This is a genomic window from Bacillus sp. GbtcB14, assembly GCF_019091205.1.
GTDB classification, from domain to species: Bacteria; Bacillota; Bacilli; order Bacillales; family Bacillaceae_G; genus Bacillus_A; species Bacillus_A cereus_AG.
In genome coordinates this window covers 167,179-177,218 of sequence record NZ_JAGXJT010000010.1, presented here as the reverse complement: position 1 = coordinate 177,218, position 10,040 = coordinate 167,179, and the positions used below count along the sequence as shown (strand labels likewise).

Sequence of the window (10,040 nt, the reverse complement as noted above, 5' to 3'; positions counted from 1 at the left end):
TAAAGTTAGTTTGTCTAGCATCTAAAAATAAAAATTGACGTTTCACGTTGTTTGTTTCGTTCAGTTTTCAAAGAACTTGTCCGCCGCTTCAGAAGCGACTTCATCATATTAACATCTTCATTTTTCGATGTCAACTACGTTTTAAAATTTCTTTTTTGTCGTTTTCTGCGTTTCCGCATCAGCGACGTTTATTAATATACCATCATGGTTTTTAAATAACAAGTGTTTTTTTAAAAAAACACAAAAAAATATCCATCCTACTTTCTTCTATATAGAGACACCTCATCCCATCTATGGAAAACAGCTATTTAAATTGTATACCAATAGACTCTAATTAACCAAACTGTATTTCATAACCCCTTCCTAGATTTTCATTCTCTTCTATATTAAAGCCCTTGATCATCTACTTCTCTATAGACTAACAATATAAAAACAAATCAATCCAAACTAAAAAGGAAAACAGATTCACCACTACCCTCTCCAATCAGTATTTTCACTTCCTACATAAAGTGAACATGCCGATTTTTTGTTTTGTTCCTCCACACAAACTATTAGTTGAACGAATCGATTGTTTACAGGCAGCTCGGCAAATAGCGGAATAAATAACGAAATTCTCACAAAAATATTAACTTAAGATTATTGTTAGAATTTTTTTACATTTAATTAATGAAAAATATCCATTTTTTGTTATATAGTAAGAAAGGACGTACTCAACTATAAATAAACCAATGGAGGAATTACTTTATGGATAGGTTAACAAAGTTTTCATTAAAAAACCGCGCCGCTGTTATCATCATGGTTTTTCTCATTTCCATACTCGGCGTTTATTCCGGCTCTAAATTACCTATGGAATTTTTACCAAGCATCGATAATCCAGCAGTCACTGTCACAACCTTATCTCAAGGACTCGACGCTGAAGCGATGACGAAAGAAGTAACTGATCCCCTCGAAAAACAATTTCGCAATTTAGAACACATCGACAGCATCACCTCTTCTACGCACGAGGGATTATCACGTATCGATATCGCATATACATCCAAAGCAAACATGAAAGACGCAGCACGCGAGGTTGAAAAGGCCATTAACACAATTAAACTACCTAAAGATGCAACTAAACCCATAGTTAGCCAATTAAATACTTCTATGATTCCACTCGCTCAAATTGCCATCCAGAAGCAAAACGGATTTTCAAAAGCAGATGAAAAACAAATCGAAAAAGAAATCGTACCACAACTCGAAAGTATTGATGGTGTTGCCAACGTTATGTTTTTCGGAAAATCAGCCTCTGAATTATCTATCATACTAGACCCAAACCAATTAAAAGATAAAAACGTAACAACAGAACAAATATTAAAAGTTTTACAAGGAAAAGAAACTTCCACTCCAGCTGGAGCAATTACCGTTAATAAAGAAGAATATAACCTTCGTGTCATTGGGGATATAAAAAATGTAGATGATATTAAAAACATAACCGTTGCACCTCAAGTAAAATTACAAGATGTTGCTCAAATTGAACTTAAACAACACTACGATACAATCTCACATATAAACGGAGAAGAAGGAACCGGATTAATCATCATGAAAGAGCCAAGTAAAAATGCAGTTGCAATCGGAAAGGAAATCGATAAGAAAATCAAAGATATAGGTAAACAATATAAAGATCAGTTTTCTATTAAACTTTTAGCCTCAACTCATGAGCAAGTTGAAAATGCTGTTACTAGTATGGGAAAAGAAGTAATTCTTGGAGCAATTGCTGCAACTATAATTATCTTAATCTTTTTACGTAACTTCCGAACGACACTCATCGCCGTTGTCAGTATTCCATTATCTATTTTATTAACACTCTTTTTACTACACCAATCTAACATCACACTTAACACCTTGACGCTTGGTGGTTTAGCAGTTGCAGTTGGACGTCTCGTTGATGATAGTATCGTTGTCATTGAGAATATTTTCCGTCGTTTACAAAAAGAGGCTTTCTCTAAAGATATTATTCTCGATGCAACGAAAGAGGTCGCCGTCGCAATTACTTCTTCTACTTTAACAACAGTCGCTGTTTTCTTACCTATCGGCCTCGTATCAGGAGTAATCGGAAAATTAATGTTACCTATGGTATTAGCAGTTGTATATTCTATACTATCATCCTTAATCGTTGCACTAACAGTTGTTCCACTTATGGCTTTTTTACTACTCAAAAAAACAAAACACAAAAAGCCAAGTTCTTCACCACGATATGTCGCTACATTAAAGTGGGCTCTTTCGCATAAATTCATTATTCTACTTACCGCCTTTTTATTATTCGCAGGATCGATTGCAGCCTATGTATTACTACCGAAAGCGAACATAAAATCTGAAGACGACACAATGTTATCTATTAATATGACTTTCCCAGCTGATTACGCTCCTGAAACGCAAAAACAAAAAGCCTTCGATTTCGAAAAGAAATTACTTTCTAATTCGGATGTAACGGATGTTATTTTACGAATGGGATCTAGCGCAGAAGATGCACAATGGGGGCAAACGACAAAAAATAATCTTGCGAGTATATTTGTAGTCTTCAAGAAAGGCTCTGATATTGATCAATATATTAAAGAGTTAAAGAAAGAACATAAAGCTTTTGAGCCTGCTGAACTAGATTATATAAAAACGAGTTATTCAAGCTCTGGTGGTGGAAACAATTTGCAATTCAACGTAACAGCTACTAACGAAACGAATTTAAAAGAGGCTGCTACTATCGTCGAAACAAAACTAAAAGATATGGCTGCTCTCTCTAAAGTAAAAACAAATCTAGAAGACTCTAAGAAAGAATGGCAAATCCATGTTGATCAAACAAAGGCCGAACAACTAGGCTTAACACCAGAATTAGCAGCACAACAAGTAGCATTCCTTATGAAGAAATCACCTATTGGTGAGGTTTCAATTAATAATGAAAAAACAACTATTATAATAGAACACAAAAAAGAAAACATTACTAAACAAGAAGACATTTTAAACACAAACATACTATCACCTATCAATGGACCAATTCCTTTAAAAGACATTGCAACTATTTCAGAAAAGCAACTCCAAACAGAAGTCTTCCATAAAGACGGAAAAGAAACGATTCAAATTACTGCCGAGGCCTCAAATGAAGATTTAAGTAAAGTAAGCGCAGAAGTAAACGAAAAGATAGCTAAATTAGACTTACCTAGCGGCGCAAAAGTAACTATTGCAGGTGCAACTGAATCTATGCAAGAGAACTTCACAGATTTATTCAAAATTATGGGGATTGCAATCGGGATTGTATATTTAATTATGGTTATCACCTTCGGACAGGCGCGGGCTCCTTTTGCAATTTTGTTCTCCCTGCCATTAGCTGCTGTTGGCGGTATTTTAGGATTAATCATTTCAGGAACACCCGTTGATGTAAATTCCTTGATCGGCGCATTAATGTTAATCGGGATTGTCGTTACAAACGCTATTGTATTAATAGAAAGAGTGCAACAAAATCGAGAACACGGAATGGAAACAAGAGATGCCTTACTAGAAGCGGGATCCACTAGGTTACGTCCAATTATTATGACGGCTATAACAACAATCGTCGCTATGCTACCACTCCTATTTGGTCAATCGCAAGCAGGAAGCATGGTATCAAAAAGTCTTGCCGTCGTTGTCATCGGTGGTTTAGCAGTCTCAACCGTTCTTACGTTAGTAGTCGTTCCAGTTATGTATGAACTATTAGATAAAATCGGGAGAAAAAGACGCTCTCGTAGAAAAATAAGCACTTCCACAGAAACACCTGATATTTAAAAGAAAAAGCGTTATCTTCATTCATGAAGATAACGCTTTTTCTCTACCTACTCATATAATCCATCATTTTTTGAGCATATCGCTCTAACGGTTTACCAGAGTCTACAATAAGATATTCAGCATTCGAAGGTCTTTTACTACCATCTAACCACTTTTTAAAAGCTACTTCCGAATCCACAATACCCATTCAATATCGTATGATACTCCTCCAACAATCCTCGATTCAATCCCTTTCATTCCTAATGATTGCAACAATGCCGATTTCAAAACATCATGATCTACAATTACAGCACCTGTTAACTTCGCTATATACTTAGAAACTGTGGATTTTCCCGATCCTGGAAAACCTGACATTTGCAGAAAAAACAAATTAATTTCTCCTCTCATCCGCACCTATTCATCTATATAATCAATTACAAATTCAACAATCATTACATCCATTCCTTCTATATTAAAATACAAAAAGAACTCCCTACTTATAAGCAGAGAGTTCCTCTTTATAATTTATGCTGCTTTTACTTTCTTCGTCGTTTTACTTTTTCTTTTCGTTCCTGTAAAACGTTTGTGTAATACAGATGCTATCAAGCGTGAAATAACATTGAATAGTAATACCATAATAATTAATACAGCCGCAGATTTTGTCGCAATCAATTTTGCATCCGGAATAACTCCTTCAGAATTTAACTTCCAAATGTGAACCGCTAACGTTTCAGCTGGTCTAAATGGATTTAAAGGATGCGCAGGACTTGAGAAGTCCGCTGCTGAATTTAAAATTGGGGATGTTAAACCCGCTGTGTAAATCAGTGCGGCTGCTTCCCCAAATATACGACCCGCCGCTAAAATAATACCTGTAATAATTTGCGGTAATGACGACGGAATAATAATACGAGCGATCGTTTGCCACTTCGTTGCACCTAATCCAAGACTTGCCTCTTTTACATTATGAGGAACTTCTGAAATTGCATTTTCACAAACACGTGTTAAACCTGGTAAGTTTAAAATAGTTAGAGCAAGAGCACCACCCATTACCGTATATCCCCAGCCTGTCATTGTAACAAACACTAACAAACCAAATAAACCAACAACAATAGAGGGTAAAGACGCCATTGTCTCAATACATAAACGAACAAAATTTAAAAAACGCCCTTGTTTTGCATACTCCGCTAAATATATTCCAGCACCTAACCCAAGAGGAATAGATATAACAAGCGTTATAACAAGCATGTAGAAGGAATTGAATAACTGTGGACCAATCCCACCTCCAGCTCTTGTATTACTTGGTTCTCCAAACAAGAAATTAGGATCCCAAAATCCCCATCCCTTTTGTAGAATTTCAAACACTAAGAATACTAACAGAGCTACAACTAAAGCTGCAACCGCATAAAAGATACCTGTCCAAATTTTATTTACCGTTCTTGCATTCATTATTATCGCTCACCTCTTTGCCCAATCGCTCGAATTACTAAAATAAACAGGAATGAAATAACAAGTAAAATCATCGCTAAAGTCCATAGCGCATTGTTCCAAGCAGTTCCGTTCAATGTATTTGTCATGTCCATTGTCAAAATACCAGTTAACGTTGCTGTCGGACTATATATTCCTTCTGGTAATTTAATCGTGTTCCCGATTACCATTTGAACCGCTAACGCTTCACCGAAAGCACGCGCTAAACCTAAAACAACACCTGTTAAAATCCCTTTTTTCGCAGCAGGAACAATCACTCGGCTAACCGCTTGCCATTTCGTTGATCCTAGACCGTAAGAAGCTTCTAAATAATCAAACGGAACAGAGCGTATTGCATCAGAAGCGATACTAGCAATAGTAGGTAAAATCATAATACTTAATACAACAATACCCGCAATTAGACTAAAGCCCACTCCCCCGAACGAATCACGTAATAGCGGCACTAAAATCGTAACCCCTAATAATCCGTATACAACCGAAGGAATACCAACTAATAATTCTAAAACAGGCTTCAATACTTTATTTCCAAACTTCGGCGAAATTAAATTCATGAATATAGCAAGAGCTATAGCAATTGGCGCACTAATAATAACCGCACCTAACGAAACCACTGTTGAACCTACAATGAAAATCAAAGCACCAAAGGATCCTTGATCAGCATTTGGATTCCATTTTGTCGATGTTAACATCTCAGTAAATGAGATACCGCTTTGCGTAAAAGATTGAATACCTTTACCGCAAATAAACGCAATAATAGCTAATGTAATTAAAACAATAAAAATACCACAAAACGTAACAAGCGATCTTCCTATATATTCACTTTTTACGTAGTTAATTTGTTTTTTCCCCTTCATCACAGGTCAGACCCCACTTCATAGATTGAAATGAACAGGGCTGGCCTTGCAGCCAGCCCCATAAAATTTTATTACTTATTTAATTTAGACATTGGAATGTAGCCCATATCTTCTACTTGCTTTTCAAAGTCTTTACCTTTTACATAGTCAATGTAAGCTTTCGTTGCTTCTTTCGCTTCACCTTTTGTTACCATGTACTCGTAAGACCAGAACGGATATTTACCAGACGAAATGTTTTCAACTTTCGGTTCAGAACCATCAATTTTCACTGTTTGTAGTGCACCTTTTTTATCACCAACCATGTAAGACATTGCTAAATAACTTACTGAACCTGGAGTAGAGTTAATCGCTTGCTCTACTGCACCGTTAGAATCTTGTGTTGTACCAGTTCCATCATTAATTTTCGCGTCTTTCATAACTGTCTTTTCAAATGTAGCACGTGTACCAGATGAAGCCGGACGGTTAATTACGTTGATTTTTTCATCTTTCCCGCCTACCTCTTTCCAGTTTGTTACTTTTCCAGTGAAGATATCTTGTACTTGTTGTACTGTTAAGTTATCAACTTTTACATCTTTATTTACGACAAGTGCGAATGCAATACCCGCAACCTTGTTATCTACTAATTCTTTCGCTTTTTCAGCATCTTTTATTTTATCTCCTGATGGAACATCTGAATTACCAATTTGTACTGCACCCGATGCTACTTGGTTAATACCAGTTCCACTACCGCCACCTTGCACTTGAATAGAAACTTTCGAATTTTTTTCCATGAATTTCTTTCCAGCTTCCTCCGCAAGAGGTAGAAGAGCTGTAGAACCAGCCGCTGCAATCGTACCTGATAATTCTTGTTTTGTATTATCGCTTCCTTTAGCACTATCTTTACTAGCTGTATCTTCTGCTTTCCCACATCCGACTAACGCTCCTGCCACCACTAAAGCCGCTAAAGAAAATTTAATACCTTTTTTCATAACCATGTCTTGTACCCCCATTTGGATTATCACTTTTCGAATTCATTTTCTTTCGAACACAAATTCATTGTAGGACAACAATATTATGTGAGTGTTAAGCAAATTTTAATTTTAAGTAAATGACGATAATAATCTTTAAAAGCTAGGAATCCCAACATTTATAGTTAAAGAACCCAACAAAATCCACACTAATTAAGCAGTAATGTAAATTTATTCTTAACAATGTAAATTCAATGTAAATGTTTTTTGCTCTTTTTCCCTTTTAGTTAAAAATACATTTACAAATCCATTATATTTTTTAACTTTTACACTCTTACTTCATTTACATTCAACAGAATTTCAGTAATTTTTTTTAGTACAACTAAATAAATTGGAACAATTCTAAAAATAAATGAATATTTTTAAAGTACTAATTGACAGCATCATCCAATGTAGTCTACTATATTATTAACAAAAAGTTTACCTAAGGAAACTTTTTAAACTCAAACTAACAATATAGAGATGAGGTAACTTTTATGGTATCGGCTAATACAAAACCACTTTCCGAATTTAAAAAAGGAGAGTTTGTACAGATTGAGAAGATACAATTAGAAGGAACTATGAAACGACGTTTATTAGATTTAGGATTTATCCCTGGAGCAACGATTAAAGTATTACAACGCAGTCCACTTGGAGATCCGGTCGCTTATCAAGTAAGCAATACAACTATTGCACTACGTAAGGAAGAAAGTTCCCTTATTTTCGGGGTATTAATAGGAGATGATTTCAGATGAGCAAACATCGCATTGCTTTAGCTGGCAACCCGAATACCGGAAAAAGTACATTATTTAATACCTTAACAGGCTTAAAACAACATACTGGAAACTGGACGGGAAAAACTGTTTTAAAAGCTGAAGGGGAATATGAACATAACGGAAGTAAATATACATTAATAGATTTACCTGGAACTTACTCACTATATTCAAATTCTGCGGATGAAGAAGTAGCAAGAGATTATATTATATTTGAAAAACCAGAAGTAACTGTAGTTGTTATAGATGCAACTGCAATGGAAAGAAATTTAAATTTAGCACTCCAAGTGATGGAAATGACGAACAACGTAGTCATTTGTATTAATTTAATTGATGAAGCGGAGAAAAAAGGCATCGTTATTGATGAAAAGAAATTAGCAAAATCGCTCGGTGTACCTGTAGTTAAGATTTCCGCTCGTAACCGAGTAGGTATTGGGCATTTACTAAGTGTTATCGCTAAAGTAGCAAATAAAAAATTAATTCCAACACCAATTAAAATTTCTTACAGTGAAAAAATCGAAAATATGATTCAAGAATTAGAACCACAAATTTATAAAGTGTTCGGTGATACGTATCCAGCACGTTGGATTGCGTTACGTATATTAGATGGAGATAAAAATTTCTTAACTACCCTTCAAAAACACCATAATGAACCGCTTGTAAGGGAGGTCGTAATGAATGGAATCTCACTCAGCCAGTAAGGCTCTTCCATTAGACTATATTATTCAACATGCACAATCACTCTCAAAAGAAGATATACGAGATGATATTGTCGGAGATATTTATCGTACATCTGCAAGCATATGTAAAGAGTCTGTTCAATATACAAATACTGATAAATTGTATCGTTCTGAAAAACTAGATAAAATTTTTACATCTCCCATCTGGGGATTCCCAATTATGCTCGGTATTTTATCTATTATTTTTTATCTTACAATTGCTGGTGCTAACGTACCGTCTGATATGATTGCTGAATTCTTCGGATGGACCGAAGGATATTTAACATCTTGGTTCCAAGCAGCGCATGCACCTGAATGGTTACATGGCATTTTAATACTTGGTTTATTCCGTGGTATCGGTGCTGTTATTAGCGTGATGTTACCACCTATGGCAATCTTTTTCCCTATGTTCGCACTATTAGAAAACTACGGATACTTACCACGTGTTGCATTTAATATGGACCGCTTATTCAAACGCTCCGGTGCACATGGCAAACAATCTTTAACAATGGCAATGGGCTTTGGTTGTAATGCAGCCGCTATTATGTCAACACGTATTATTGAATCACCACGTGAACGTATGCTTGCAATCTTAACAAACAACTTCGTTCCTTGTAACGGTCGCTGGCCTATGTTAATTTTAATGGCTTCATTATTTATGGCTGCTGGTTATACAGGTAGTATGCAAACATTAGTTACTGCTGGCGTTGTAGTTGGGATGGTTGTAATTGGTATTATTATGACATTAACTGTTTCTTGGGTACTATCAAAAACAGCTTTAAAAGGTGTGCCAACTCACTACACCCTTGAGTTACCACCGTACCGTAAGCCCAAAGTTTGGAATACAATTGTACGTGCAACACTCGATAAATCTATTTATGTTTTAAAACGAGCTGTCGTTGTAGCTGCCCCTGCGGCTGCATTAACTTGGTTACTTGCTAACATTTTCATCGGTGACACAAGCTTACTTATGTATTTTGTAAACTTCCTAGATCCATTTGCTAAAATGTTAGGACTTGACGGTTTTATTCTAGCTGCGTTCATTCTTGGACTACCAGCTAATGAAATTGTTATCCCGATTTTATTAATGTCTTATTTATCAACTGGAGCTTTAACTGAAATAGATGATTTTAATCAAATTAAAAATTTATTCTTAGAAAATGGTTGGACTTGGTTAACAGCGTTAAACACAATGTTGTTCTCACTTCTTCATTTCCCATGCGGAACAACACTGGTTAACATATATAAAGAAACAAAAAGTACAAAATGGACATTCTTATCGTTTGCAATCCCTACCGTTATCGCCATTGTTGTGACATTCCTCTCTACACAATTGGTACATTGGTTAGGGCTTGTATAAAAGCAAAGCATACATAGAAGGTATCCCCCTTCACATTTGCTTTGCGCGAAAGAAACCTGAAAATCATTCAGGTTTCTTTTTTTCTTTCCACGGCT

7 protein-coding genes and 1 pseudogene are annotated in these 10,040 nt (G+C 35.7%); 4 read left to right on the top strand and 4 right to left on the bottom strand.

The window, feature by feature from the left end:
• The first annotated feature begins 744 nt into the window (after positions 1-744).
• Positions 745-3,789: an efflux RND transporter permease subunit gene (locus KVT31_RS24185; RefSeq protein WP_088095199.1), complete on the top strand. Its 3,045-nt coding sequence runs from the start codon at positions 745-747 to the stop codon at positions 3,787-3,789.
• A 43-nt stretch (positions 3,790-3,832) separates the two neighbouring features.
• Here KVT31_RS24185 and KVT31_RS24180 read toward each other — a convergent pair.
• From KVT31_RS24180 to KVT31_RS24165, 4 genes and pseudogenes are all read right to left on the bottom strand, one after another.
• Positions 3,833-4,158 (bottom strand): annotated as a pseudogene (locus tag KVT31_RS24180) (hypothetical protein).
• A gap of 135 nt (positions 4,159-4,293) precedes the next feature.
• A complete protein-coding gene (gene pstA / locus KVT31_RS24175) occupies positions 4,294-5,214 on the bottom strand; it encodes a phosphate ABC transporter permease PstA (RefSeq protein ID WP_088095198.1) in 921 nt (306 codons plus the stop codon).
• A gap of 2 nt (positions 5,215-5,216) precedes the next feature.
• Complete coding sequence (gene pstC / locus KVT31_RS24170) at positions 5,217-6,107, bottom strand: phosphate ABC transporter permease subunit PstC (RefSeq protein ID WP_140392346.1); 891 nt, start codon at positions 6,105-6,107, stop codon at positions 5,217-5,219.
• Between the two features lie 71 nt (positions 6,108-6,178).
• Positions 6,179-7,081 (bottom strand): phosphate ABC transporter substrate-binding protein PstS family protein, encoded by a 903-nt coding sequence (locus KVT31_RS24165; protein WP_140392345.1) that lies wholly within the window; start codon positions 7,079-7,081, stop codon positions 6,179-6,181.
• Between the two features lie 509 nt (positions 7,082-7,590).
• Here KVT31_RS24165 and KVT31_RS24160 point away from each other — a divergent pair.
• Genes KVT31_RS24160 through KVT31_RS24150 form a run of 3 tightly spaced genes read left to right on the top strand, consistent with a single transcriptional unit; the run spans position 7,591 to position 9,945 of the window.
• A complete protein-coding gene (locus KVT31_RS24160) occupies positions 7,591-7,848 on the top strand; it encodes a FeoA family protein (RefSeq protein ID WP_088095195.1) in 258 nt (85 codons plus the stop codon).
• Positions 7,845-8,567 carry a FeoB small GTPase domain-containing protein gene (locus KVT31_RS24155; RefSeq protein WP_088095194.1) on the top strand — a complete coding sequence of 241 codons (723 nt, stop codon included), beginning with the start codon at positions 7,845-7,847 and terminating at the stop codon, positions 8,565-8,567. Before KVT31_RS24160 ends, KVT31_RS24155 begins: the two co-directional genes overlap by 4 nt.
• Complete coding sequence (locus tag KVT31_RS24150; RefSeq protein ID WP_088095193.1) at positions 8,545-9,945, top strand: nucleoside recognition domain-containing protein; 1,401 nt, start codon at positions 8,545-8,547, stop codon at positions 9,943-9,945. The genes KVT31_RS24155 and KVT31_RS24150 overlap by 23 nt, the downstream gene beginning before the upstream one ends.
• The last annotated feature ends 95 nt before the right edge of the window (positions 9,946-10,040 follow it).